This window comes from Streptomyces sp. enrichment culture, assembly GCF_964273145.1.
Taxonomy (GTDB): domain Bacteria; phylum Actinomycetota; class Actinomycetes; order Streptomycetales; family Streptomycetaceae; genus Streptomyces.
This window is the reverse complement of sequence record NZ_OZ186873.1, coordinates 6,311,665-6,337,459: the sequence shown is the minus strand read 5'-3', so window position 1 is coordinate 6,337,459 and position 25,795 is coordinate 6,311,665. Positions and strand designations below refer to the sequence as shown.

The window sequence follows — 25,795 nt, the reverse complement described above, 5'->3', positions numbered from 1 at the left end:
ACGCTCACGGGGCCGGGGCCGTGGTGGGCGGTGCCGCGGGCCGACCGCCCGGCTGCTTCGAAATCGTTGGACGTCCCTCGGTCCGGTCAGCGAGCATCTGCGGGTGACGAACTCAACCGATTGCCAGGGACCGTTCACGCGGAGCCCGAAACGGATCCGTTTTGTCGAGCTGTCCGGCGAGGTGATGTCCGCTCTGCTCGACGGGGACTTGTCCGCAGCCAGCAGGATGGCCGGGGTTTCGCTGAGCGAGTACTTCGTGACCGACAGAGCACGGTGGCTGTGGCGGTTCCGGCTCGGCCAGATGGCCGCCGATCCCGGTCGTGCGCGGTGGATGGCGCGGCAGGCGGTCGTCGGCGACAAGGGGCTGGTCGTCGGACACGCCGGGTTCCACGGACCGCCCGATGAGGCCGGCATGGTCGAGATCGGGTACTCCATCGCTCCCCCCTTCCGCCGCCGGGGATACGCCCGGTCCGCGTTGATCGAGCTGCTTCGCCGGGCAGCGGCCGCACCCGCGGTCACGACCGTGCGGGCGACGATCAGCCCCGACAACGTGGCGTCCCTGGCCACGATCTCGGGCTTCGGCTTCGTCGAGGTCGGGGAGCAGTGGGACGAGGAGGACGGTCTCGAACTCGTCTTCGAGGTCCCTGTCCGCCGCGTCCCGGTCGTCTGAGGGGATGTTTCGCGGCGGAACACCGGCTCTGACCGGGGCGTCCGTCGCGGTGGTCCGCCCGCGCCGCTCGTGGTCGTCCTCGCCGCCGGGCGCTGTCCGCGCCCTTCGACATGGCGCACCAGGCTCCTCTCGTGCGACCGGTCGCAAACGGTCGCTTGCCGCAAGCGACGGCGCGCTCGGGGGCGACCGGTCCGCCCTCGGGGGCGACCGGTCCGCCCTCGGCGGCGCGTCGGGGTCTCCCCTGGCGGCGCCGATCACCATCGCCCCGGTTTCCGTCCGCTCGGGCGGGCGCACGGGCGGGGACCCCCGGGATCCTTTCCGGGATCACCGTCGCCGAAGGCCGTGGCGGTGCTGCGGTTCAGTGGTGGCGCAGGGCGGCGAGGGTGGTGCCGGATCGGCCGGGTCTGCCGGCATCCGGGCGACGAAGGCGTCCACGTCCAAGGTGAGCGCGTCGTCGGTGGCCGCCCCTCTCCCATCGTGATCGCGCCCCCTCGCGGGCGACCGGCCTGGGCTCAGGTGCTCAGTGGTAGGCGTGAACGACGGCGTGGCCCGTGCCGCGGCCGAACACGAGTGGGCAACCGGCCGGACCGCGGACCCCGTTGCCCTCGTCACCGCGATCCGCGGCACATTCGCCTTGCGGCGAGCCCTCCGCACGATCCGTGACGGCGACGGGGAGGAACTCGCGAACGGCCTGGCCGACCACCGGCGAAGCACATCGGCACCCCGTTCATCGAGCACTTCGCATCAACAGCAACCCGGTGAACCTGTACGGTCGCAGCACTGGTGTGCCCCGGACAGCGGCCGGGTGCCCCCGGTGGCGGAGGAACGGCGGCGAAGGGTGCAGACGACATGACGTTCACACGCTGGGAGGACCGGTCCGTCATCGTGACCGGGGGCACGCGGGGGATCGGGCTCGGCATCGCCGAACTCTTCGCCCGGCAGGGCGCCGCCGTGCTGCTCACGGGCCGGAACGAGGAGACGGCCCGCACGGCGGCGGACGGCCTCGCCCGGATCACCGGCGGACGGGTCGCGGGCATGGGCGTGGACGTGCGGCGGCCCGAGGAGATCGAGCGGATGGCAGCCGAGGCCGAACGGCGGTACGGCGGGATCGACGTGCTGTGCGCCAACGCCGGGATCTTCCCGGAGCGTCCGCTGCGCGAGCTGACCGCCGAGGACGTGGACGAGGTCCTGGACGTCAACCTCCGGGGCTCCATCCTGTCGGTGCGGGCCTGCCTGCCCGCGATGGAACGGGCCGGCCGCGGCCGGATCGTCCTGACCTCCTCGATCACCGGCCCGACGACCGGCTACGCGGGGTGGTCCCACTACGGGGCCAGCAAGGCGGGACAGCTGGGCTTCCTGCGCGGCGCGGCCCTGGAGCTGGCGCCGTACGGCATCACGGTCAACGCCGTCCTGCCCGGGAACGTCCGCACCGAGGGGCTGACCGACCTCGGGCCGGACTACCTGCGCCGGATGACCGGCTCCATCCCGCTGGGCCGGCTCGGCGAGACGGCCGACATCGCACACGCCGTGCTCTTCCTCGCCTCCGACGAAGCCTCCTTCGTCACCGGTCAGTCCCTCACCGTCGACGGCGGCCAGACCCTCCCCGAGTCCCTGGACGCCTTCGCTCCCCCCGCCACCCCCTGACCTCGGCCGGAGAACCGCCCGGCCTTCGGGGCCCGCCCATGGGGCCGGGCCCGCACGACCCGGCCCCGACGCATCCGGAATCATCCCCTCGTGCCGGGTGCGGGCCGCGGGAGCGGCAGCGCGACAGCCGGCTGCGCGCCTTTGTCCCCTGCGGGACAGCCTTGGAACACGGCCCGGCCCACGCTCAGCCGGGGACCTCTCAGCGGGGCGCCCCCGCTCCCCCCGTCACGGCCTCGCGCCACAGTGCCGGGATCGCCGGCGCGCCGGGCAGCGCGGCATCGTGGACGAGGCCGCACCGGACGACGCCCGCGGCGCGGGTGAAGGAGAGGTACCCCAGCCGGCCGCCGTAGAGGTCGCACATCAGCGACGCGGCGCTCAGCCTCGCGTCGAAGCAGGTGAACCCGGTGGGCAGGGTGACGCTGCTGACGACCAGCGGAACCTCCCTCGCGCCCAGCACGGCAGCGGCGGCGCGGTGTCCCAGCGCCGCGGGGAGAAGCCCCAGCACGAGGCGGGAGGTGTCGCGGACCCGGTGGCCGCGCAGCGCCCGGGTCTGCCTGTGCACGGAGCGCAGGGCCTGCTCCAGGCCGGGGAGGTGACAGGGGAGCACGAGGCGGTGCGCGGTGGCCAACGTGCCCGGGGCATACCGTTGGTGGTCCTGGCGGAAGGACATCGGCAGCAGGACCGGCAGCTCGGGGGCCGGGTGCGGGGTCCTGCGCAGCGCGCCGTGCCAGCGTCCGAGCGCGCCCGCCAGACCCGCCAGGCAGACGTCGTTGACGGTTGTGCCGTACCCCTTCGCCAGCTCGCGCAAGTGGGATTCGGGCACGTCCGCGCAGACCCACCGGGTCCGGTTCGACGGTGCCCGGCGCAGGACGTCCCAGCCCTTCGCCGGGCGCAGCGCGGCCAGGCAGGACCGTCCGGCGAGCAGCGCCCCCGTCACGGTGGGCGGGGCCGCGCGGTGAGGCCGGGGGCCTTCGACCGCCCGGTCGGCCAGGAGGGCGAGCAAGGCGTGCGCCGCACCCACTCCGTCCTGGAGGGCGTGGTGAACGCGGTAGACGACACGGAAACCGGGCCTTCCCGGGGCGTGCAGCAGCCACACGTCCCAGGGAGGGTGCGGCGGCCGGGGCAGCGGCTGGTCCGGGAGTGTCCGGGCGGCCGCCGTCATGGTGCCGTCGTCGGGGCAGACGACGTGACGCACGTGCGCGTCCTGACGCAGCGGTTCCCGCTGCGAGGTCCACCCGTACCGGCCGGGCGGGGGCGGCAGCGAGCGCAGCGACGCGTTGGAGGACGCCCGCCGCAGCACCCGCGCGGCGAGGCGCTCGGCCGGCGGCGCCGGGCCGTCGAAGTCCAGCACGAACCCGCAGGCGGTGCCGTTCCCGAGGAAATAGCGGTCGGCCGGCCCGGTGGTCCGTCCACTGCGCGTGGTCAAGCGTGCCTTCCTCGGGGGTGACGGGCTGCGGCCGGCCCGGTCCGGCAAAGGCCCGGGTGCGTGCGGCGGCGGGGCCGGTCAGGGCCCGGTCCCCCCGCGTTCCCGGGCGCGGGGGCCCAATCCGTGGGGCGCCGGTGCCCGGCGTCTTGGTGGCGACTGCGCGGACCGCGCGGATCCGTCGCCGTCACCGGCTCGGATCCTCCCCCAGGGTGATCATCTCGTCGATCTCCGTGGCCCGTGCCCTCTCCTCGGCGGTGAACCGTTCCGCGTCCAGGGCTTCGGCGATCTCGTCGTCCTGGCGCATCAGCCGGTCCAGGTCGCCGCCCCGTACATCCCCGTCGCACAGGTCGGCGAACGCCTCCCGGACCTCGGGGCTCCACAGCCCGATGTCCCTGACGCAGGGCGCGATCCTGGAGAACAGCGCCCGGCGGAAGGCCCTGAGGTAGCCGCTCTCCTCCGCGATGCGGACGGCCGCGGTGCGGGACACCCCGAAGTTCTCCAGCACGTCGGTTCCCCGCAGCCGGTGCCGCATCAGGTGGCAGCCCTCGATGACGAACTCCTCCCGCTCGGCCAGCTCGTTCGCGCTCAGGTCGCGGTAGTGGTCGCGCAGGGCCATGCGGCCGAAGGCGACATGGCGGGCCTCGTCCTGCATGACGTAGGCGAGCAGGCGCCGCGGAAGGGGCTTGGCCGTGCTGTCCCTCAGCAGCCCGAACGCCGCCAGCGCCAGCCCTTCGACGAGGACCTGCATGCCCAGGTAGGGCAGGTCCCAGCGGGAGTCGCGCAAGGTGTCGTCCAGCAGGGTGCGCAGACTGCCGTCGACCGGGTAGGTCAGGCCGATCTTCTCCCCCAGGAAGCGGGAGAAGATCTCGACATGGCGGGCCTCGTCCATGGTCTGGGTGGCCGCGAAGAACTTGGCGTCGAGGTCGGGCGTGCTCTCCACGATGCGGGCCGAGCAGATCATGGCGCCCTGCTCCCCGTGGAGGAACTGGCTGAACTGCCAGGCGGCGAAGTGCCGCCGCAGCTCGCTTCGCCGTTCGGGTCCCAGGCGTTCCCAGTACGGGGTGCCGTACAGGGGGAGCGCCTCGTCGGGGGTTCCCAGGGGGTCGGCGGGGTCCACTTCGGTGTCCCAGTCGATCCGGCGTACGGCGTCCCATTGCCGGTCCTTGCCGCGCTGGTAGAGCGCGAGCAGCCGTTCGCGTCCGTCGCCGTACCGCCAGGAGAAGGTGGTCGCCGCGCCGGCGGGCACCGTCCAGTGGCCGGCCGCGGACGGGGGCGGGGTGGGTGATGTCACGAGCGCCGTCCTCCTTGCGGTGTCACAGCGGTTGGTCGACGTGGTCGGGGGTGTAGCGGACGGACCGGGCGTAGGCGTCCAGCAGTCCTTGCAGGGGCTGTTCGGGGAGGCCGGGTTTCCACAGTTCCACCGCCATCTCGCCGTGGTAGAGCATCGGCCAGCGGACGTACAGCCGCCGGTCCGCGGGGTCGTTGACGGCGCGCGAGCGGGCGACGGTGTCGGCGGCCACGTCGGCCATCAGGTCGGTGCCGCAGCCGAAGCCGTAGGGGTACAGCTCGCGGTTGGGCGGTAGCGACTCGATCACCGCGGCGTCGGCGTGGCCGACTCCCACATGGGCGTGCACGCCCCCGCGGACGAGGGGGGCCGTGCGCTCGCCGTCGGGGTCCACGACCCACCGCCCGCCCGCCGACCGCCCGAGCCGGACCGTGGGCACGGAGGAGAGCAGGGCGCACACCTCCCACGCCTCCACCGACGGGCCCTTGGGGGCGAGGCCCTGCGGGGCGAGGACCCGCAGGCGGTCGCCGCGGCTTCGGGGGTGGAGCACGGTGACCTCGTCCTCGCGCAGGTCCCGCTTGTCGACGTCCCAGCTTCCGGAGGCGGTGACCACGACGGCGTCGAGGCCGGGGTCGTAGAGGAACAGCATGCCCTCGCTGAGCCGTTTCCAGCCGAGGTACTCGCGGTACAGGCAGGCGAGGCCCTCCGAGACGTAGCGGTCGATGCGGACCGGTTCGGGGAGCAGGCCGAGCCGGCCCATCCGCCGCCCGGCCGCCGCCAGGTGCCCCGGTGCCGCGCAGGCGGCCCAGGCGGTGGCGGGCAGGGCGTCGGGGACCACGTCGTAGCGGTCGCCGACGTCCTGGGCGCAGCCGGCGGTGACCAGCCGGTCCCGGATCCGGTCGGCGAGCTGCCCGGTCTCCGTGGGGTGGCCGCCTTCCAGGGTGAACAGGGTGGCCTCCCGCCCGTCGCCGCCGACCAGGACCACGCGGGGGGCGGCGGTCCGCGCCATGACGGTCCGTCCGGTCTCGACCGCCTCGGTGTGCGGCAGACCGGCGAGGCGCTCGGGGACCTGGGCGATCACCACCGTACGGCGGGAGCCCACCCGCAGCCCCAGCTCGCCGCAGATCCGGGCGCTCAGCGGAGGGCTCTCCTCGGGTACCCGGTCGGGCAGGGGCCGCGGGCCGGCCGGGATGTGGGTGACGATCAGCAGCAGGTCGACGTCGCCGTGCGACGACTCCACGACGGTGTGGCCCTGCTCCTCGAAGGCCGCGGTGAGCCGGCGGACGAAGACGCCCAGCGCGGTGTCGTCCGGGTGGGGCCGCCCGGCGACCTGCACCACCAGCGGCCGCCACCAGGGCAGTTCGTCGAGTTCGACCGCCGGTCGCTCCGGCACGCCGGTCATCGGGTGCCTCCCGCCACCAGCGGCAGGACACGGCGGGCCAGGTCGTCCAGGCAGCTCGCCGCCATCAGTTCCAGGGCGGGGATGTTGCAGCCCAGGGCGCGGTCCACGGCGACGGAGAGTTCGACGACCATGAGCGAGTCGAGTCCCAGCTGGTCCAGCTTGCAGGTGCGGTCGACGCGCTCGGGGGTGGTCTGCGCGACCTCGGCCACCAGGGCCGCCAGTTCGTCGGCGACCGCCTTCGCGGCCTCGTCGTCGGGGAGCGCGGCGAGCCGGGCGCGCAGCGCCTCGGCCCGGCTCACCCCCGCGCGGCCGGCGGCCTGCCGGCACGCGGCGAAGGCGGGCCGGTTCAGCCCGGCGAGCAGTTGCCCCATCGTCTCCCAGTCCACCCGGCCGAACACCCCGACATCGGGCCCGTGACCGATCTGCCGCTCGAAGGCCTCCCAGATCTCCGCGGGCGTGACGGAGCCGAACCCCATGCGGTGCAGCGTCTGTTCGAAGCCGGTCCGGACGACGAAGCCGGTCTCGGCGACGCCGCCCAGGGCCTGCGCGGTGCCCGGCAGGCCGCGGGCGCGGCGCTGCCGGACCAGGGCCTCCAGGTAGGCGTTGGCGGCGACGTAGGCGCCCTGGAGCCTGTTGCCGCCGAGGGCGGCCACCGAGGAGAACACGTGGAAGAAGTCCAGCTCGCGGTCGGCGGTGAGGTCGGACAGTACGGCGGCGCCGCGCACCTTGGGGTGCAGGACGGCGTCGAGGCGTTCGGCCGTCAGCTGGGCGAGCGGGGCGTCGTCCAGGACCATCGCCGCGTGCAGGACGCCCCGCACCGGGTGCCCCGCCTCGTCCGCGTCGGCGAGCGCCCGCCGCATCGCCTCGCGGTCGGCCGCGTCGGCGGCGAGTGCCGTCACCTCCGCTCCGGCCCGCGTGAGCCGCTCCAGCAGCGCCGGTGCCTCCGGGGAGTCCGCGCCGCGCCGCCCGACCAGGATCAGGTGCCGGGCTCCCCGGTGCGCCAGACGCTCCGCCAGCGCCGCCCCGAGTCCGCTCAGCCCTCCGGTGACCAGGTAGCCGGCGGTCGGGTCCAGGGCCGCCGTCCGCGTCGGCTGTTCCACCGGGACCGGCTCGCCCAGTTCGATGACGATCTTCCCCAGGTGCCGGGAGTGGCGCAGGGAGCGGAACGCCTCGGGGAGGGTGTCGGCGGAGTGGACCTGGTGGGGCAGCGGCCGGTAGCGGCCCTCGGTGACACGGCGGCACAGTTCGGTGAACTCCTCGGCCGCGGTCTGCGGCAACTGCTCGGGCAGGGTCGCCACGTCGACGCCGAAGTAGGCGATGTTGCGCCGGAAGGGCCCGAGGAGGAGGGGTGTGTTGGCGTAGAGGTCCCGCTTGCCGAGTTCGACGAACCGGCCGCCGGGGCTCAGGCACTCCAGGCCGCGCGCGATGGCCTCGCCCGCGAGCGAGTTCAGCACCACGTCGACACCGCGGCCGTCGGTCAGCGCGCGGACGTCCTCGGCGAAGCGCAGGTCCCGCGAGTTCAGGACGTGCCGGACACCGAGCATCCGCAGCAGGTCGCGTTTGGCCGGCGTACCCGCGGTCGCGACGACCTCGGCGCCCACGGACCAGGCGTACTGGAGGGCGGCCAGGCCCACTCCCCCGGCCGCTCCGTGGACCAGCACCCGCTCGCCGGGGCGCAGGCGGGCCAGGCGCTCCAGCCCGTACTGGACGGTGAGGAAGACCGCGGGCAGGGTGGCCGCCTCGGCGAAGGACATCCCCTCCGGGATCCGGCCCACCTGCTCGGCCCTCAGGACGACGTGGGAGGCGAACCAGCCGACCCCGCTGCCGAAGACGCGGTCCCCGGGGGCGAGGGCGGTCACTCCCGCTCCCACGGCGACCACCTCGCCGGCGCCCTCCAGTCCCAGGGCGGGGCCCTGGAGGCCGGGTACCGGCTGGTCGTCCGGGATGAGTCCGGTGGCGAGCATGACGTCGCGGTAGTTCAGGGCGGCGGCCCGTACGGCCACCAGCACCTCGCCGGCGGCGGGGGCGGGGAGGTCCTGCGGTTCCCACACCAGCCGGTGGGCCATGCCGGGGTCGCGCAGGCTCAGCCGGTATCCGTCGGCCTGTCGGCGGACCGGCGGCGCGGCCGTGGTGAACCGGGGGACGAAACGGCCCGCGCCGGTCAGGACGATCTCCCGTTCGGGCCCCGGGTCGTGCAGCTCCGCGAGGAGCCGGGCCGCGTCCCGGCCGGGGTCGTCCGAGCGTTCCAGCGAGATCATCCGCACCTCGAGGGCGGGGTACTCGCTGGCGACGGTGCGGCCCAGTGCCCACAGGGCGGCGGCCTCGGGGCTCCGGGGGCGTTCCGGGGACGGGAGCAGTCCGGTCGGGGGCAGGACCAGCCACAGGGCGGCTTCCCGGCGCTCGTCGAGGGCGGCCGCCGCGTCCCGGACGTGGCAGGCGGCGCGGGTGATGGCGGCGGCCGGGTCGGCCGCCGGACCGGTCTCCTCCAGCAGCAGGGCCAGGTGCACGGGGGTGTCCGGTTCGCGGGGCACCGCCGCGAACCGGTCGGGGCCGTCAAGCGGCAGGGGCCGGGTGCCGAGCGCCTCGGCGAGCCGGCCCGGCAGTGCGCCCGGGGCGGTCGCCGCCACCAGCCACCGGCCGGCCGGCTCCGGTGCCGGGGCGGGGGCGGGCGGCGGGCAGGCGGGGGCGGCCGCGCGCCGGGCGAGGATCACCGAGTCGCTCGCGCGCTCCGCGTCCGGTGCCTCGCCGGTGCAGGCCACGGCGTCGAATCCGCACGCGGCGAGCAGGTCCTTCCACTGCCCGCGGGTCAGGAGGGGGGAGTCCTGCCGCAGGTGGGTGTCCGTGTAGTCCCAGTAGTCGTCCAGCACACCGAAGAAGGTGGACACCCAGTCGCTGTCGTGGCTCTCCAGCGCGAGCAGCATGCCGCCGTCGGCGAGGAGCCCGGCGAGCCGGCCGGCGGCGGCGGTCAGGTCCTTGGCGGTGTGCAGCGCGTTGGCGGCGATCACCAGGTCGAACCGGCCGGCGGGCAGGTCCTGTTCGGCGGGGTCGCGGTCGAAGTCGAAGGTGGTGTACTCGACGAAGTCGTACGCGGCGAAGCGGGATTTCGCCTTCGCCAGGAAGCCGGCCGAGCGGTCGGTGAACAGGTAGCGGGTGCGTTCGGGGGGCAGTACGGGCAGCAGCGCGCCGGTCATTCCGCCGGTGCCGGCGCCGACTTCCAGGACGCGCAGCGGCCGGTCGGCGGGCCAGTGCCCGGCCACGGCCTCCAGCAGCTTCCCGGCGTAGGCGTTGTGCAGGCGCAGGTGGGGGGCGTTGCCGTAGAGCTGGGTGAGGAGGTGCTGGTCGGCGTCGCCGAAGAGGACCTCGCGGGGATCGTCCTCCCCCCGCAGCAGCCGGGCGAGCCGCAGCCCGCAGCGCAGGCCGGGCAGGGTCAGGGTCAGCGCGTCGGGCAGGTCGGCCAGGAGGGGGCGGATGCGTTCCAGCGGGTCCGTGGCGGTCGCCCGTCCGGTGAGCCGCCAGTGATGGGGGGCAGTCCGCTCGGCGAGGCCGTGCGCGCACATGGTCGCGGCCAGCCGGCGGAGGTAGGGCCGGTACTTCGGCAGCGCGCCGGCCGCGCACAGGTCGTCGAGTCCGAAGTCGGCCCTGTCCGGCAGGAGCGTCTCGACGGCGCGCCGGGCGAAGAGCGCCGCGATCTCCCCGGTGCGGGCGGTCACCTGCTCGTAGCGGTCGTCGATGCGCTCGCGCAGGCGGGCCCGGGCGGGGGCCGTCTGCGCCATCAGCTCGGCGGGGGCGGGCAGCCGCACCGGTGCGGTGTCCTCGCGCGGGGCCGCCCGGAGCACGAGTTCGCGCACCGCGACGGCGGTGTCGCCGTGCTGGTCGAAGCGGCGCAGCCGGCAGCCCTCCAGCTCCATGCAGACCCGGCCGTCCCGGTCCGTCAGCGACACGTCCCAGACGGCTTCCCGGCCGCCGGCGCGGACCAGTCGCAGGTGCAGGTGGCCCTCGGCGGCCGGCGGGTGCCACCGGCGTACGGCCGTCAGATGGGCGGGCAGGAAGAGGGCCCGGTCGGTCAGCTCGGCCAGGAGCGGGGCTCCGGCCTGGAGGGCGCCGTCGGTCACCACCGGGTGGGCGAGGTAGCCGTCCATGCTCTGCCCGGTGCGGTAGGAGGCGAGCAGTTCCCCCTCTCCGAGCCGGAACTCGGTGAGGACCTGGAAGGCGGGACCGTGGGTGATGCCGCTGGCGACCAGGGCCTGGTAGTGCGCGGCGGCGGGCACGGGGTCGGGGCGGAGGCGGGCGCGCAGCGCGGCCAGGTCGAGGGGGGCGGGCTCCGGCCGCAGCAGGCGGCGTACGCGTCCTTGCGCGTGGTGCTGCCAGGGGCCGTCCGCTCCGGTGCGGCCGGCGATGGTCACCGTCCCGGTCCGCGGTTCCAGGCCGGTCTGGAGCAGCAGGTCGTCGGTGCTGTCCTCGCCGGGCAGGACGCAGGCGCTGGTGACGGAGAGGTCGGTGACCTCCAGTGCGGCCGTGTCCAGGATCCGGTGTCCGGCGGCGAGGGCGGCCTCCAGGTATCCGGTGGCTGGGAGGACGGGGGTCCGGCCGACGCGGTGCTCGGACAGCCAGGGGCTGCGGACCGTGCTCAGCACGCCGTGCCAGGCGGGTCCGGCCGTGACGGCGCGCTGGCCGAGCAGCGGGTGCAGGGACACGCCGTCGCTGGCGATGCCGGACCACCAGCTCGGCTCGGCGTCCCAGTGCCGTTCGCGCTGCCACGGGTAGGCGGGCAGCTCCACCGGCGGTACCGGCCGGGGGAAGTGCGCGCCGGTGTCGACCGCGGCGCCGGCGGCCAGCAGGTGGGCGACGGTCGTCCTGAGGGCTGCCGGGCCGTCGGCCCGCCGGGTGCCGGTCCTCACCACCGCGGCGGGCGAGGAGGCGTCCTGGGTCAGCCGGCGCAGATAGGGGCCGAGGACGGGGTGCGGGCCGATCTCGACGAAGACGTCGAAGCCCTCGGCGGCCAGCGCCTCGACGGCCAGGGCGAACCGCACGGGTTCGCGGACGTTGCGCCACCAGTACGCGGCGTCCAGCGGGAGGGCGTCCAGGATGCCGCCGGTCACCGTGGAGGCGAACGGCAGCGCGGGCTTCGTGGACGGCACGTCCGCCAGCGCGGCGAGCAGGGTGTGCCGGATCGGGTCCATGGCGGCGCTGTGGAAGGCGTAGTCGAGATCCAGTTCGCGCGCGAACACCCCGCGCTCCTGGAGGTGTTCGCCCAGGAGCGCCACGTCGGCGGCCCGTCCGGCGACCGTGGTGTCGTTCCCGCTGTTGACGCCGGCCAGTTCCAGCCGACCCTCGTGGCGGGCGAGTTCGGCCGTCAGCTCCTCCTCGGACAGTCCGACGGCCGCCATGCGTCCCGTGCCGGCCGTGGCCTCCTGGGCCCTGCTCCGGGCGGCGACCACCCGGGCGGCGGACGCCAGGTCGAGCGCTCCGGCGACGCAGGCCGCGGCGATCTCCCCGACGCTGTGCCCGACGACGGCCCCGGGCCGCACCCCGTGTGCGCGCAGCACCTCGGCCACACCGAGCTGATAGGCGAACAGCAACGGCTGCGCCACCTCGGTGGAGCGCAGCCGCCGCGCGTCGCCCGCCGCCATGGCGTCGACGACCGACCATCCGAGCAGCTCGTCGAGGACGCCCGCGACGCGCTCCACGGCCTGCCGGAAGACGGGCTCGGTACGCAGCAGCCCGGCCCCCATCCCGGGCCACTGGGAGCCGTTGCCGGAGAAGGCGAACGCCACCCGGCCGTGCGCCACCGCCCTGGCCGTGGCCGAACCCGGCGCCGGGCGTTCCCCGCGGGCGGCCGCCAGCAGGGCGGACGCCGCCTCCTGCGCGGTGTCGGCCAGCACCACGGTGCGGTGGTCGTGCCGGGCCCGGCGGCGCGTCGTGGTGTGGGCGACGCCGTAGAAGTCGCTCGCGCCGGATGTGCGCAGTCTCTCGGCCAGCCTGCCGCACGCCTCGGCGAGAGCGCCCTGGCCGCGGGCGGTGACCATGACGGGCAGCGGGCCCCCGGCCGCCGCCCGGGGGGCGGGGGCGGACGGGGCGGGGCCGAGCAGCACGTGCGCGTTGGCGCCGCCGAAGCCGAAGGAGTTGACGCCGACCACCGCGTCGGAGGACAGCTCGACACGGTGCGGCCGGACGGTGGGGGTGAGGTTGAGGTCGGGGAAGCCGATGCGCGGGTTCAGCGGCTCGGCGTGCAGGGTGGGCGGCACCAGGCCGTGCCGCAGCACCAGGATGGCCTTCAGCAGGCCGGGCACCCCGGAGGCCGGCTCCAGGTGCCCCAGGTTGGTCTTCACCGAGCCGATGGGCAGGGGGCCGACGGTGCGCCGGGAGCCGAGGGCGCGGCCGATGGCCTCGCATTCGACGGGGTCGCCGATCGCGGTGCCGGTTCCGTGGGCCTCCAGGTAGACGAGGCGGTCGGGGTGGACCGACGCCGCCGCGTAGGTGGTCGTCAGGAGGTTCTGCTGGGCCTTCCCGCTCGGCAGGGCGATGCCTGGGGTGCGGCCGTCGTTGTTGGCGCCGCTGCCGAGGATGACCGCGTGGACCCGGTCGCCGTCGGCCAGGGCGTCGGGCAGCCGCTTGAGCAGCAGCAGGCCGCCGCCCTCGGAGCGGACGTAGCCGTCCGCGTCCGCCGAGAAGGCCCGGCACCGGCCCGTGGGCGACAGCATCGACGCGTTGGAGAACCCGGCGAACACGCGGGGGTCCAGCAGGATGTTGACGCCGCCCGCCAGGGCCAGTCGGGCACGGCCGGCGCACAGGTGCTCGTAGGCCCGGTGGACCGCGGTCAGTGCCGAGGAGCAGGCGGTGTCGAGCGCGAAGCTCTCCCCGTGCCAGTCCAGCAGGTGCGAGACGCGGTTGGCGGTGTTGGCCAGGGCCAGGCCCGACATCGAGTGCACGTCGCCCATGGCGGGCCTGGCCTGCGCCAGGCGGCTGAAGTCGTGGCCGGAGCAGCCGACGAAGACCGCGCCGTCGGATCCCGCGCAGCGCGCCGGGTCCACGCCCGCGTCGTCCAGCGCCTCGACCGCCAGCTCCAGCAGCAGCCTCTGCTGCGGGTCCATGTGCTGCGCCTCCCGGGGGGAGATGCCGCGGAAGTACTCGCAGTCGAAGCCCCGGACGTCCGGCAGGAAGCCGCCGGCCACGGTGTAGGTCCGTCCGGGCCGGCGCCGGCCGCCGTCCAGGAAGTCCGCCGGGTCGAACCGGTCCGGCGGGACCTCCCCGATCAGATCCTCTCCCTTGACCAGAGCGGTCCAGAGCCCCTCCAGGTCGCTGATGCCGCCCGGCAGTCGGCAAGCGGTGCCGACGACGGCGACGGCTTGGTCCAGCTCGGCCATGGAGCTCCTCGCGGTGAATTGTCGGAAGGTCGGAAGAAGACCCCTTGGGAGTCTCCAGCGCCCGGCGGATCAGGAGGAGCACGTTCACTCGAATGGCCCATACCACCACCCATTAGGGTGGCTCTCAGGTGATTTCGCCCCGACATCGGGACGTATGCGCTATGGCTGCGGTGCGGTACGGGTCGCGGCCACCCCCTCCACCCGCCTGCGGGACGGCGTGGGGCGGGTCCGGCCCGGTGCTCCGGTACGACTCGACGGCCGCACCCGGCCGGACGTGCCGTCTGCCGGGGCGGCTCCCTGTCCGCCGTCGTCCACCGCCCGGCGCGGCGGACACGGCAGGGCGCCGGTGTTCGGGGTCAGCCCGCTTCCGGGGGCGCCGGCTCGCCGGGAGGGCCGGCGCGCCTCGGCGCCGGCGGCGGGGCTGCCCCGTGGGGCCCGGCCGGTGCGGGTCCCCCGCGAGGGGCCGGTGCGTCACCCGGGAAGGCGGCGCCGGACGTTCCGCCCTCCAGTGCCCGCAGGAGTTGCCGGAGCCTGGTGTCGCGGCTCAGGAGGCGGTCGCAGAGGGGGTTGACCACGCCGCGCAGGATCCCGACCGGCTGCCAGCGCCGGGGGACCGTGATGCTCGCGGTGCGCCGCTCGATGCCTTGGACCACACGTCCGGCGACGGCTTCCGCGTCGATCGCGGCGGCCAGGACACGGGGAAAGCCGGCTTCGCGCATCCTGGTCGCCAGTTCGTCCCCTCCGAAGGCCGGCCGGGCCAGTCCGGTGTCCACCCACCCCGGGTAGAGGACACCGGCGGTGGCGCCGTGGGGGCTCAGCTCCACGCGCAGGGCACGGGTGATCTGCTCGACCGCGGCTTTGGAGGCCGCGTAGGCGGCGTTCGCGGTGCCGTTGACGTAGGCGTAGACGGAAGCGTTGACCAGGACGTGACCGCGATGGGCGATGACCTGGGGCAGTGCCGCTCGCACGGTGCGCCACGCACCCAGGAGGTTCACCTCGATGACGCGTTCGAACTCCACGGGGTCGACGGTGGCGACCGTCGCGGGACGCTCCGGAGCGGCGCCCGCGTTGGCGAAGACGACGTCGAGCCGTCCGAAGCGATCCACGGTACGGGCCACCGCGTCGTCCAGCGCCACCCGGTCCGTCACGTCCACGCGCAAGGGCAGCGCTCTGTGCCCGCCCAGTTCGCGGGCGAGCGCGGCGACCGAGGAGGCGGTGCGACCGGCCAGCGCCACGTTCGCGCCCCGGACGTGCAGCGCCCGTGCACAGGCTGCTCCGATGCCGCCGGCGGCGCCGGTGATGAGCACGGTCTTGCCGGGGAGCGGGTAACGGGACACTGACCACTTCCTCGCTGGTGAGCCTGAGCTGCTGGTGCCGCCTTGCGCGGGCACGGGGCGGGCGGGTTCCGGTGCCTGGCGCGGGGCACCGGCAGGGCGGTTCCCACTGTCCCATCGCCGTTTGGACCGCCGCCGGGGTTTCGGGATCGATCCGGCACAGGTGGTCGGCGGCCTGCGGGGTCCGGTGGCTTGACGGCAAAGCCGTCCGGCCCCACCGCCCGTGGTTTCCCCCGGGAATCACGGCCTTCGCGAAGTGCTCCTCACCGGGGCCGCTCAACGGCCCGGGGGCGGGCCCTGGCGCGCCTGCGCCGCCCGTGCGGCCGCTGCCTCCAGGTCGTCGACGCTGCCGGACACGATGGTGCGGGCGGCGGCGGATCCCGTCCGTCCGTTGCCTGGCCGGGCGCCGCGTTCCGGGTGCCCGACCAGGCCCTGTCCCGGTTACAGGTACGGGCGGGTGATCAGCTCGATCGCGTGACCGGCGGGGTCTTTGAAGTACACCCCCCGGCCGCCGTGCCCGTGGTTGATCTCGCCCGGACGCCGCATCTGCGGGTCGGCCCAGTGCTCGATGCCGCGATCGCACAGCCGCTGGTACGCGCGGTCGAACAGCTCGTCGTCGAGCAGGAACGCGTAGTGCTGCATCTGGATCTCGACCGGCGGCTCGGCGAACTGCAGCAGCACGCCGTCGGAGAGCTGGATGTTGGTGAACGGGCCCCAGGACGGCGCCTCCGGGAGTTCCAGCAACTCCCGGAAGAACCTGGCCGACTCGTTGCGGTCCTTGGCGGCGATGATGGTGTGGTTGAACGTGGCTGCCACTTCGGTTGACCTCATTGATGTCCGACGCGGAAAACGGCCTCGCGGTGCGCGAGTCGCCGGGAGGTCCGCGTGCCGGACTGAGGGGGTGTGTACTCCACACCCGTCGCGCGATCAGCCCACCACCGGGTAGCCGATCCGTGTGTGGCGTAGCGCCGGTCCGGTGTTCACGTCGGGTGACCTTACTTCGTTCCACCGGCCGCGACAAGGGAGGGCGGGGCGGGGGAACCGCTCGGGCTTCGGCGGCCTCATGTCCCCATGCCCCGGTCGAACGGCCTTCGACGCGGCGGACCGGGCTTTTCGTCCGGCGTGATCAGGGAACCCGGTCGTCCATCCGGTTCACCCGACAGACAGGAGGCCATCGTGGCGGACGACCAGCACTCCGGGCAGGACCCCACCACCCGGTATCCCCGCCCCGACTTCCCCCAGCAGGACCAGGCGCACCCGGGCTGGACGGGGCCGATGGACCCGCCGCCCGACCACGGTGAGGAGACGTACCGGGGCTCCGGCCGGCTGGAGGGACGCAAGGCCGTCATCACCGGCGGGGACTCCGGCATCGGCCGCGCGGTTGCCCTGGCCTTCGCGCGCGAGGGCGCCGACGTGCTGTTCACCCACCTCGACGAGGAGGAGAGCGACGCGCGGGAGACGGCGCGTCTGGTGGAGGACGCGGGCCGCAAGGCCGTGGCCGTCTCCTGCGACATCCGGGAGGAGGGCAACTGCCGGGCGCTGATCGAGCGGGCCGTCGCGGAGTTCGGACGCATCGACGTCCTGGTGAACAACGCCGCCTACCAGATGTCGCAGCCGGACGGCATCGAGGCGATCTCGACCGAGCAGTTCGACCGGGTGATGCGGACCAACCTCTACGGCATGTTCTGGCTGACGAAGTTCGCCCTGCCGCACATGCCCCGGGGCGGCAGCGTCATCAACTCCACGTCGGTCCAGGCGTACAAGCCGAGCCCGCACCTGCTGGACTACGCGATGACGAAGGGCGCGATCGTCACCTTCACCCAGGGTCTGGCCCAGATGGTCGCCGAGCGCGGGATCCGCGTGAACGCGGTCGCGCCGGGCCCGGTGTGGACGCCGCTCATTCCCGCGACGATGCCGGACACGGCGGAGTTCGGCAAGCAGAGCCCGATGGGCCGCCCGGCCCAGCCGGCCGAGCTGGCCCCCGCCTACGTCTACCTCGCCTCGCAGGAGGCGAGCTTCATCACCGCGGAGATCCTCAACGCGACCGGCGGAACGCCGCTGCCCTGATCCGGGACACGGCCCGGACACGCCCTGGCGGCCTGAGGGACGCGGTCCCTCAGGCCGCCGCGGTGAAGCAGGCGGCGACGGCCGTGTCCATCCGGGTGTGGAGGGCCAGGCGGGGGCACGCCGTGTCCGCGCGGGCCTCCAGCAGACGCCGCAGCGGAGCGCTCCGGGTGACGACGGACATCGACACGCCGTGGCGGCCGCAGAGCTGGTGGGCGCGGAGCACGGCACTGACCGTGGCGTCGCTCGCGGCCGGGTCGGCGAGGTCGACGACGACCGGGGTGGGCACGTGCGCTTCGATCAGGTGGGTCATCCGGGTGGACAGCGCTGCCCGCCCGTCGATTCCCGGATCCTTGTCCACCGTGATGACCAGAACACCGTGCTCCATGGTGTGTGACAGCATCGCAGTCTCCGTTCCGAGGCCGTGCGGGGTGGGTGCCCCGTGAACGTGCCCCGGAATGGATGTGTCATGCACCGGGCTCCGGCGGGGCGAGGTGCCCGCGGCGGCGCGGCGGGCGGCCGCCCGCCGGGTCCTTCGCCCGCCGTCCGCCGGCCGGGACGGCCCTGCCCGGGATTGGTCCCCCCGTCCGGAGCGATGGCGGCCGCCCTCCTGCCTCACGCGGGGCCGGGTCCGTCCGTCGTGCCGTGGGCGCGCAGCCGTCGGCGAGGGGGCGCGCAGCCCCTGGAGGGGTGCACCCGGCGCGGCCGGGGTCACAGGACCGTCGGGACCGCTCCGGGGCTTGCGGCCAGGCGGGCACGCCGGCCGTGGCGGCAGTGGACGATCCGGTCGCCCAGCCCGATCTTGCCGGCCTCGGCCAGGAACGCCTCCAGCGGCGAGCGCATCACCGTGTAGTCGCCGTAGTGCACGGGCAGGAGCAGGCGGGGGTCGAGGCGACGCGCGAGCTCCGCTCCCTGCGCGCCGTCCATGGTGACCAGGAACCCTCCGGGCAGCCGGGTGCCTCCCAGGTGGAGGACGGCGAGGTCGGCGGCCGGAAAGCGGTCGGCGATCTCGTCCAGGCCGTCGTACACCAGGGTGTCGCCCGAGATGTACAGGCGCAGCGCCACCGGCCCGGCGACGGGACCGAACTCCAGCATGCTCCCCATCACCGGCGGCAGCAGACCGCGAAGCAGCCGGTGGCCGGCGTGCCGGCCCGGCAGGGCCGTGGCCCTCACCTGCACCCCGCCGCGCCGGAGGGTGAACGCCTGCCAGGTGCGCAGCCCCGCCGTGCGGGGAAAGCCGTGCACGACCTTGAGGCGGCGGGCGGCATGCGGCGTGGTCAGGATCGGCACCGTACGGTCCAGCCCCCGGCGGGTCCGGCGGTCCCAGTGGTCCCCGTGCAGGTGGGACAGTACGACTGCGTCGAGGCGGGGGAGCTCGTCCACGTCGACGGCCGGTTCGGTCAGGCGCCGGCTCAGCAGGCCGTATCCGAGGTGGGCGTACTGCCCGCGGTGCAGGAAGTTGGGGTCGGTGAGCAGGGTGAGCGGACCGTAACGCAGGAGGACGGTCGCGTTGCCGATGAAGTGGATGTCGAGCACGCCGTCGTCGGCGTGCTCCGTGATCCGTGCCATCGTGTTCTCCTCCGGACGGCGGAGTGCCCGTGCGCCCCGGAGTACCCGTGCCGGGCGGGGTCACTCCGCCCCCGCCCGCACGGGGCTGGGCGGGTCGTCCGGCCCGGCTGCCCGACGGGCCGGACGGCCAGCCGGGCGACCGCTACGGGCGGATGACGGCGCGGACGCAGCCGTCGATCTTGTGCTTGAACAGGTCGTACGCCTTCGGCGCCTGGTCGAGGGGGACGCTGTGGGTGGCCAGGTGGGCGGTCCGCAGTTCACCGGCGGCCAGTCGCTCCAGCAGCATGGGGATGTACCGCTGGCCGTGCATCTGGGCCCCGCGCACGGTCAGCCCCTTGTTGATCACGGCGCCGAGCGGGAACTTGTCGACGAGGCCGGCGAAGACGCCCAGGATGAAGACGGTGCCGGCCTTGCGGCAGGCGTGGATGGCCTGGCGTACGGCGGTGGGACGGTCGGTCTGCAGGCGCAGCTGCTGCTTGGCCTGGTCGTACAGGTACATCGGGCCGTCGCTGTGGGCCTCCATGCCGACGGCCTCGATGCACACGTCCGGGCCGCGTCCGCCGGTGCGCTCGCGCAGCTCGGCGGCGACGTCCGTGGCCGTGTAGTCGATGGTCTCGCAGCCCGCGTACCGCTCGGCCATGGCCAGTCGCTCGGGGATGCGGTCGATGGCGATGACGCGTTCCGCGCCGAGCAGGCTCGCCGCCCGGGCCGCCATCTGCCCCACGGCGCCGCAGCCCCAGACCGCGACGACGTCGCCGGGTTTCACACCGGCGAGGTCGGCGCCCATCCATCCGGTGGGCGCCGAGTCGGAGAGGAACAGGGCGCTGACGTCGTCGATCCCGTCGGGGACGCGGAAGGCGCCGTAGTCGGCGAAGGGGACGCGGACGTACTCGGCGTGGCTGCCGCGCAGGCCGCCCATGGCGTGGGAGTAGCCGAAGATGCCGGCCGACTCGTAGCCGAACAGGGCCTGGCCGATGCCGGGGTTGGTGTTGGTGTTGTCGCACAGGGACCACAGGTCGTTCGCGCAGTACCAGCAGCGTCCGCAGCCCACGAACGAGCAGACGACGACCCGGTCGCCCACCCGGTGGCGGCGCACGCCGGGGCCGGTCTCCACGACCTCCCCGACGAACTCGTGCCCGATCACGTCCCCGGCGCGCATCGCCGGGATGTACCCGCCGATGAGGTGCAGGTCGGAGCCGCAGGTCGTGCCCGCGACGAGCCGCACGATCATGTCCTGGTCGTTGCGCAGCTCCGGGTCGGGGACGTTCTCGACGGACAGCTTGTTCACGCCCTGCCAGCACAGCGCCTTCACAGCACTCCCTCCCCACCGGAACGGCGGCCGAGCAGGCCGATCAGCTTGCCGGCCGGGGTCGGCCGGGTCGTCGGCGGCGCGTCGGGGCGCAGTACTTCCCCGGCCTCCAGGAGGGCCTTGGCCTCGCGCAGCGCGAGGCGGAGTTCCTGGCGGGGGTCCTTGCCGGCCAGCCGTGCGGGCACCGAGGAGGGCATGTCCTCCGACGCCGGCCCGGCCGGCCGCACGGCCAGCTCCGTGCCGCGGTCGCCGGGTGCCGGCCGGATGCGTACCTCCACCGAGTCCCCGAACCGGTCCAGCGGCGGGGGCGGTTTCTCCTCCTGCCCCACCTCCGTGACCGGCCGGTTGACCGTCACGGTCAGCCACCGGCCGTCCGGCCGTCCGCCAGGGCGGGAACCGGACCTGGTCCTCCACGCCACCGCGACGCCCGCCGCGCCGACGAGCGGCACCGCCCACACCGTCTTCCTCATACGACCGTCTCCACTCCGGCGCGTGATCTTGCGCGTACCCGTACCGTCCCGCGCCGGGTTTCCGCGACCGGCGGAGCCAAACGACGGCCGGGGGCCGGTCCGCCCACGTCGGCGGAGCCGCCGATCGCCGGCGGTACCGTGGCCGCGTGACCGATGAAGGAGCGCTGCGCCCCCAATCCCTGATGCTGACGTTCCTGGGCGACCAGGTGCTCGGACGCGACGTGTGCGTGTACTCCGGCAGCGTCATCGACGTCTTCGCCCGCGTGGGCATCGGCGAGCAGGCGACCCGCTCGACGCTCACCCGCATGGTCAACCGCGGCCTGCTGCGCCGTCAGCGCGAGGGCCGCCGGATGTACTTCGGGCTGACCGAGCGCTCGGCGGCCGTGCTGCGCGACGGTGAGCGGCGCATCTGGCACACCGGCGCCGTCAACCGCCACTGGGACGGCACCTGGACCCTGCTGGGCTTCTCCCTGCCGGAGTCCTGGCAGCGCCAGCGCCACGACCTGCGCTCCCAGTTGGCCTGGAGCGGTTTCGGACCGTTGTTCAACGGTCTGTGGATCGCCCCCGGCGAGGTCGACGTGTCGGCACTGGTGGCCGAACTGGGCCTGGCCGCCCACGTGAAGGTGTTCCGCGCGCACGCCGACGCCGGCACGGACATCGGCGCCATGATCGAGGAGACCTGGGAGCTCGGCGAACTGGCGGACCGCTACGAGGCGTTCGTACGGCGCTGGCAGCCGTGGCGGACACGGACGCCCCAGGACGCGGACGACGCGCTGCCCCTGCGGTTGCGGGCGCAGGCCGAGTGGCTGCGGATCATCCGCGGCGATCCCCGGCTTCCGGTGGAGCACCTGCCGGACGACTGGCCGGCGCAGCGGGCCGAGCAGACGTTCCGCGCGGCGTACGAGCGGCTGACCCCGCTCGCGCAGGCCGCCGCGCGGCGGCTGCTCGACCTGGTGCCGGTGCGTGACGATCCGGCGTAGCACTGCGGCGGAGTCCGCCGTACGGCCGGCCGGTCCTCCCCCGCCCCGCCCGTCCGGCACGCGCGGCGGACTCGGGTGTGCCGCACAAGCGGCCGGAGCCGCACGCCCTCTCGATGTTGTGCAAATGATTGACGGCAGGTCGATCAATGCCTAACTTCACCGTGGCACCGGTGCGGTCCCCACCGGTGGCGCCCCACGGCAACAGGGAGCTCACCGTGCAGCCATCCCCTACGTCCGCCCGTCCCCCCTCGCCCTCCCCGGAAATCCGGCAGTTGCGCCGCGTGACCCTGTCCGGACTGCTCGGCACCGCCGTCGAGTTCTACGACTTCCTCGTCTACGGCACCGTCGCCGCCCTCGTCTTCGGCGACCTGTTCTTCCCCGAGGCCGATCCCGCGGTCGGCACCGTCGCCGCCTTCGGCACCTTCGCCGCCGGCTACGTGGCCCGCCCGCTGGGCGGCATCGTCTTCGGCCACTTCGGCGACCGGATCGGCCGCAAGTCGATGATGCTGCTGACCATGGTCCTGATGGGCTGCGGCAGCTTCCTCATCGGACTGCTGCCGACCTACGACGTCATCGGCGTGTGGGCGCCGGTGCTGCTCGTCGCCCTGCGCGTCGTCCAGGGCGTGGCCATCGGCGGCGAGTGGGGCGGCGCGACCCTGATGGTCGTCGAGCACGCCGAACGCACCCAGGGCTCCCGGCGCGGCCTGTGGTCCGGCTTCACCCAGCTGGGCGCCCCGCTCGGCTCGGTCCTCTCCGCCGGAGTGGTCACCGCCGTCTCCACGCTCCCCGACGAGGAGTTCCGCTCCTGGGGCTGGCGCGTCCCGTTCCTGCTCAGCGTCGTCCTGCTGGCCGTCGGCCTGTTCGTGCGCCTGAAGATCGCCGAGAGCCCGCTGTTCGTCCGGGTGAAGCGGGAGCCCGCGGCGAGGCCGCCGGTCGTGGAGGTGCTGCGGCGGCCGAAACCGGTGCTGCTGGCCGCCTGCGTGGGCATCGGCGCGTTCACGGCGCAGTCGCTGCTGACCGGTTTCATGATCTCGTACGCCGTCGACCGGGGCTACAGCCGTCCGCAGGTGCTCACCGCCGTCACCGTCGCCTCCTGTGTGGCGCTGGCGGTGCTGCCCACCGCCTCCGCGCTGTCGGACCGGGTCGGCCGCCGCCCCGTCGTGCTCGTCGGGGCCGTCGCCTGCGCCGCGCTCGCCTTCCCGGTGCTCGCCCTGGTGGACTCCGGCTCCCCCGGCCTGCTGATCCTCGCGCTCGCGCTCGGCCACGGGGTCGCACAGTCCACGATGTACGGCCCGCTCGGCGCGCTGCTCACCGAGCTGTTCGGCACCCGGGTCCGCTACACCGGCGCCTCCCTCGGCTACCAGGCCGCGACCCTGATCGGCGCCGGGTTCTCCCCCATGATCGCCGGCAGCCTCGTCGCCGCCGCCGGCGGCAGCGGCACACCCGTCTCCCTGCTGCTGTGCGCGGGCGCGGCGGTCACCGCGCTCACCGTGTGGCGGCTGCGCGAGACCCGCACCGACGCCCTGGACCCCTCCGCGGTCCCCGCCGCCCGCCCCGCACCGGAAGGAACCCCGCGATGAAGGTCCGTCTCGCCCTGCTGACCGTGTCGCTGTGCGCCGCGACCGCGCTCCCCGCGCAAGCCGCCGCGCCCGACACCCGCGTGGAGGGCCGGCTCCCCTCCGGCGCCCGGTACGTGATGGACGTACCCGCCTCCTGGAACGGCACCGTCCTGCTCTACAGCCACGGATACACCGCCGCCGGCGAGCCCAACCCGGCCCGGAACGCGCCGGACACGGCCACACGGGACAAGCTGCTCCGGGAGGGCTACGCGCTGATCGGGTCCTCCTACGCGACGACCGGCTGGGCCGTCACCGAGGCCGTGCCCGACCAGCTCGCGACGCTGGAGGCGTTCACCGGCAGGTTCGGCCCGGCCCGGCGGACGCTCGCCTGGGGCACCTCCTACGGGGGGTTCGTCACGACGGTGCTCGCCGAACGGCACGCCGGCCGCTTCGACGGTTCCCTGTCCCTGTGCGGGCTCCTCCAGGGCGGCATCGCCAACTGGAACAGCACCCTGGACGCCACGTTCGCGCTGAAGACCCTGCTGGCCCCGGACTCCGGCATCGCGCTGACCGGTTTCACCGACCGGGCGGCGGCACGGAGCGCCGCGCGCGAGCTCACCGCCGAGACCGACGCCGCCCAGCGGACCCCCGGGGGCCGCGCCCGCATCGCGCTCGCCGCCGCCCTGCACCACATCCCCGGCCACAACGACCCCGCCCGGCCCGAGCCCGCCCCCGGCGACCGGGCCGGCCGGCAGGCGGGCCAGTACGCGGCCGTCAGAGCACTGCTGCAACGGCCCGCCTTCGACTGGCGGCAGGAGGCGGAGAGCCGGGCGGGCGGCAATCCGTCCTGGAACACCGGCGTCGACTACACCGCCCTGCTCCGCAGGTCGCCGCTGTACAAGGAGGTGACCGAGCTCTACAAGGAGGCGGGCCTCTCCCTGAGCGCCGACCTCACGGCGCTCAACCGCGCACCCCGTGTCTCCGCCGACCCCGCGGCCGTACGGTGGATGCGGCACACCAGCGTCCTCACCGGCAGGCTCACCGACCCGCAGCTTTCCGTCCACACCACCGGGGACGCGCTGATCCCGGTGGCGGCCCAGAGCGCCTACCGGCGGGCCGCCACGGCGGCCGGCTCCGGGCCGCTGCTCGCCCGGGCCTACGTCCGTGCCCCGGGCCACTGCACGTTCACCCCGGGCGAGACGGTCGGTGCCCTGCACGCCCTGGAACACCGGCTGGACACCGGCCGCTGGGACGTCTCGCCGGCCTCGCTCGACTCCCGCGCCCGGCAGGCGGATCCGGCGGGCGAGACCCGCTACACCGCGTACCGGCCCGCGGCCCATCCCCGGCCGTACGACCTCGCCCACCCGGGGGACGCCCGGCCGTGAGGGCCCGGCCGAGGCGAACGGGGCACGGGCGGGACTCCCCCGTCCCGCCCGCCGTCAGCGGGAGCGCGACGCGTCCGGAGCGACGGCCCGGGCGAGCGCGGGGCGGCGGCCGACGGCCGGGGACGACCACGAGAGCGTGCGGGACGGCGCGCCCGTGTCCTCGGGCACGGCGAACTTGCGCGCGGTGGGCGGGCCGTGGCGCCGGGCGGCGCTCAGGCCGCCTCCGCGGGGGGCGGCCCGCTGGTCCCCCGCACCACCAGCTTCGGGTCCAGTACCGCTTCCCTCGGCGGGAGCCGGTCGTCCTCCAGCCGTTCGACGGCGAAGCGCACGGCGTGCTCGGCCATCAGGACGGCGTCCTGGCGCACGGTGGTCAGGCCGACCGGCATCAGGTGGGAGAGGTGGCTGTCGTCGTAGCCGATGACGGACAGGTCGCGCGGCGCCTCGACGCCCGCTTTCGCCAGTGACATCAGCAGACCCATGGCGCTGCGGTCGTTGCCCGCCAGGACCGCTGTCGGCAGGGGGCGGCCCCGGTCGCGTTCCGCAAGGAGCGTCCGGCCCGCTTCGATGCCGGACCGCTCGGTGTGGTCGCCGGGGACGATCCGCTGCTCGTCCTCCAGCCCGTGTCGGCGCATGGCGGCGCGGTAGGCGCGGCGGCGTTCGGCGGAGCCGGGACCCCGGCCGCCGTCGATGTGCGCGATCCGGCGGTGCCCGAGCTCCACGAGGTACCGCAGGGCCTGCCGCACGCCCTTGCCCTCGGCCGTGTGGACGCTGTCGATGTGGACGCGGGGCACCCGGCGGCCGACCGAGACGGCGACCGTGCGCCGTCCGAGCGCCTCCAGTGCGGCCGGCTCCGCGCTGCTGCCGAGGAGGACGACCGCCTCGCAGCGGTGGCCGAGCAGGGCCTCCACCGCTTTGGCCTCGTCACGTCCCGGAGCGGTCGCCGACAGCAGGACGTCGTAGCCGAGCCGCTCCGCGGCCGGGTAGATGCCCTCGACGAGGTCGGCGTGGAAGGTCTGGTGGACGGTGAACATCACGCCGAGCGTGCGGCTGCGGCCGCGGGCCAGCAGCCGGGCGGCGCTGTCGGGGCGGTAGCCGATGGCGTCGGCGACGCGCAGCACCCGCTCCCGGGTCTCCCGGCTCGCTCCGGGCTGGTTGCGGAAGACGATCGAGACGAGGGCGCGCGAGACGCCCGCCTTCTCGGCGACGTCCGCCATCGTGGGCCGCTGCTTGCCCGGTTCGTCCACGCGTGATCCCCCTCTCGACGGCGCTCACCCTACGGCGGTCCCGGAAATCCCCCGGCGACGAGGCATCGGCGTGACCTGTGCGCCGAGGCC

Annotated in this window: 17 protein-coding genes; 6 read left to right on the top strand and 11 right to left on the bottom strand. The window is 74.7% G+C overall.

What is annotated here, in order from left to right; all coding sequences use genetic code 11:
• Positions 1–256: 256 nt before the first annotated feature.
• Positions 257–670: a GNAT family N-acetyltransferase gene (locus ACSU6Z_RS28075; RefSeq protein ID WP_437049844.1), complete on the top strand. Its 414-nt coding sequence runs from the start codon at positions 257–259 to the stop codon at positions 668–670.
• A gap of 849 nt (positions 671–1,519) precedes the next feature.
• Positions 1,520–2,314: a 3-oxoacyl-ACP reductase FabG gene (gene fabG / locus ACSU6Z_RS28070; protein ID WP_437049843.1), complete on the top strand. Its 795-nt coding sequence runs from the start codon at positions 1,520–1,522 to the stop codon at positions 2,312–2,314.
• Positions 2,315–2,513: 199 nt separating this feature from the next.
• On the opposite strand, the gene ACSU6Z_RS28065 is transcribed toward fabG, so the two are convergent.
• The 6 genes from ACSU6Z_RS28065 to ACSU6Z_RS28040 form a co-directional block, all read right to left on the bottom strand.
• Positions 2,514–3,740, bottom strand: a complete 1,227-nt coding sequence (locus tag ACSU6Z_RS28065) for a wax ester/triacylglycerol synthase domain-containing protein (protein ID WP_437049842.1) — start codon at positions 3,738–3,740, stop codon at positions 2,514–2,516.
• A 184-nt stretch (positions 3,741–3,924) separates the two neighbouring features.
• The gene (locus ACSU6Z_RS28060) at positions 3,925–5,031 is read right to left on the bottom strand and encodes a diiron oxygenase (protein WP_437049841.1); all 1,107 of its coding nucleotides are present in this window, start codon (positions 5,029–5,031) and stop codon (positions 3,925–3,927) included.
• 22 nt (positions 5,032–5,053) lie between these two features.
• Complete coding sequence (locus ACSU6Z_RS28055) at positions 5,054–6,427, bottom strand: hypothetical protein (protein WP_437049840.1); 1,374 nt, start codon at positions 6,425–6,427, stop codon at positions 5,054–5,056.
• Positions 6,424–13,791, bottom strand: a complete 7,368-nt coding sequence (locus ACSU6Z_RS28050; protein ID WP_437049838.1) for an SDR family NAD(P)-dependent oxidoreductase — start codon at positions 13,789–13,791, stop codon at positions 6,424–6,426. Before ACSU6Z_RS28050 ends, ACSU6Z_RS28055 begins: the two co-directional genes overlap by 4 nt.
• Before the next feature lie 356 nt (positions 13,792–14,147).
• Positions 14,148–15,128, bottom strand: coding sequence for a short-chain dehydrogenase/reductase (locus tag ACSU6Z_RS28045; protein WP_437049836.1), 981 nt, complete (start codon positions 15,126–15,128; stop codon positions 14,148–14,150).
• 438 nt (positions 15,129–15,566) lie between these two features.
• Positions 15,567–15,941 carry a VOC family protein gene (locus ACSU6Z_RS28040; protein ID WP_437049834.1) on the bottom strand — a complete coding sequence of 125 codons (375 nt, stop codon included), beginning with the start codon at positions 15,939–15,941 and terminating at the stop codon, positions 15,567–15,569.
• Positions 15,942–16,301: 360 nt separating this feature from the next.
• Here ACSU6Z_RS28040 and ACSU6Z_RS28035 point away from each other — a divergent pair, with 360 nt between their 5' ends.
• Positions 16,302–17,192: an SDR family oxidoreductase gene (locus tag ACSU6Z_RS28035; protein ID WP_437049832.1), complete on the top strand. Its 891-nt coding sequence runs from the start codon at positions 16,302–16,304 to the stop codon at positions 17,190–17,192.
• Positions 17,193–17,241: 49 nt separating this feature from the next.
• Here ACSU6Z_RS28035 and ACSU6Z_RS28030 read toward each other — a convergent pair whose 3' ends face one another.
• The 4 genes from ACSU6Z_RS28030 to ACSU6Z_RS28015 form a co-directional block, all read right to left on the bottom strand.
• Positions 17,242–17,592: a hypothetical protein gene (locus tag ACSU6Z_RS28030; RefSeq protein ID WP_437049830.1), complete on the bottom strand. Its 351-nt coding sequence runs from the start codon at positions 17,590–17,592 to the stop codon at positions 17,242–17,244.
• 308 nt (positions 17,593–17,900) lie between these two features.
• The gene (locus ACSU6Z_RS28025) at positions 17,901–18,758 is read right to left on the bottom strand and encodes an MBL fold metallo-hydrolase (protein ID WP_437049828.1); all 858 of its coding nucleotides are present in this window, start codon (positions 18,756–18,758) and stop codon (positions 17,901–17,903) included.
• Positions 18,759–18,900: 142 nt separating this feature from the next.
• A complete protein-coding gene (locus ACSU6Z_RS28020; RefSeq protein ID WP_437049826.1) occupies positions 18,901–20,070 on the bottom strand; it encodes a zinc-dependent alcohol dehydrogenase in 1,170 nt (389 codons plus the stop codon).
• Positions 20,067–20,537, bottom strand: a complete 471-nt coding sequence (locus tag ACSU6Z_RS28015) for a hypothetical protein (RefSeq protein WP_437049825.1) — start codon at positions 20,535–20,537, stop codon at positions 20,067–20,069. Before ACSU6Z_RS28015 ends, ACSU6Z_RS28020 begins: the two co-directional genes overlap by 4 nt.
• A 146-nt stretch (positions 20,538–20,683) precedes the next feature.
• Here ACSU6Z_RS28015 and ACSU6Z_RS28010 point away from each other — a divergent pair, with 146 nt between their 5' ends.
• From ACSU6Z_RS28010 to ACSU6Z_RS28000, 3 genes are all read left to right on the top strand, one after another.
• Positions 20,684–21,517, top strand: coding sequence for a PaaX family transcriptional regulator (locus ACSU6Z_RS28010; RefSeq protein ID WP_437049824.1), 834 nt, complete (start codon positions 20,684–20,686; stop codon positions 21,515–21,517).
• A gap of 281 nt (positions 21,518–21,798) precedes the next feature.
• A complete protein-coding gene (locus ACSU6Z_RS28005; protein WP_437050519.1) occupies positions 21,799–23,097 on the top strand; it encodes an MFS transporter in 1,299 nt (432 codons plus the stop codon).
• Positions 23,094–24,461 (top strand): alpha/beta hydrolase family protein, encoded by a 1,368-nt coding sequence (locus ACSU6Z_RS28000; RefSeq protein WP_437049822.1) that lies wholly within the window; start codon positions 23,094–23,096, stop codon positions 24,459–24,461. The genes ACSU6Z_RS28005 and ACSU6Z_RS28000 overlap by 4 nt, the downstream gene beginning before the upstream one ends.
• Before the next feature lie 212 nt (positions 24,462–24,673).
• On the opposite strand, the gene ACSU6Z_RS27995 is transcribed toward ACSU6Z_RS28000, so the two are convergent.
• On the bottom strand, positions 24,674–25,675 hold the full coding sequence (locus ACSU6Z_RS27995) for a LacI family DNA-binding transcriptional regulator (RefSeq protein WP_437050517.1): 1,002 nt from the start codon (positions 25,673–25,675) through the stop codon (positions 24,674–24,676).
• Positions 25,676–25,795 lie beyond the last annotated feature (120 nt).